Annotated in this window: 2 protein-coding genes; both read right to left on the minus strand. The window is 70.6% G+C overall.

Going from position 1 to position 472, the window contains the following annotated elements; genetic code table 11:
* The coding region (locus AC0IYH_RS29330; protein ID WP_471837540.1) for a FeoB small GTPase domain-containing protein at positions 1–218 on the minus strand (218 nt) is incomplete at its 3' end.
* 21 nt (positions 219–239) lie between these two features.
* A partial coding sequence (locus AC0IYH_RS29335) for a FeoA family protein (RefSeq protein WP_471837542.1) occupies positions 240–472 on the minus strand: 233 nt, incomplete at its 5' end.

Raw genomic sequence — 472 nt, forward strand, 5'->3', positions numbered from 1 at the left:
CGCTCGTCGGGGGAGGAGGGGTCGAGGCTGTATGCGCCGGGCAAGTCGACCAGTTCGATCGGGCGACCGTCGTCCAGCACCATGCGGCCCGAATGCCGTTCCACCGTGACGCCGGGATAATTGCCGACCTTTTGCCGGGCACCCGTCAGGGCATTGAACAGCGCGCTCTTGCCGGCGTTGGGATTACCGACCAGCGCCACCAGGGGCGCGGCATGCACCGGGCGATGTTCGATGGCTGGTCAGCCGGCGAGCGGCGCGACGTGGATGCTGGCGGCAACGGCGCGGCGCAGCGCCACCGTCATCCGGCCGATCCGGCACGCGATCGGTCCGCCGCCGATCGACGCGCGGTGCAGCACCTCGACCCCGACACCCTCGTCGAAGCCCAGTTCTCGCAACCGGCGCGCCTCAGGATCGGCGAGGCGCGTCCAGTCGATCGCGGCGATCAGCGCCCGGCGATGACGGGGAAGGGTAT

It is taken from the genome of Pseudomonas sp. AC463 (genome assembly GCF_979253585.1).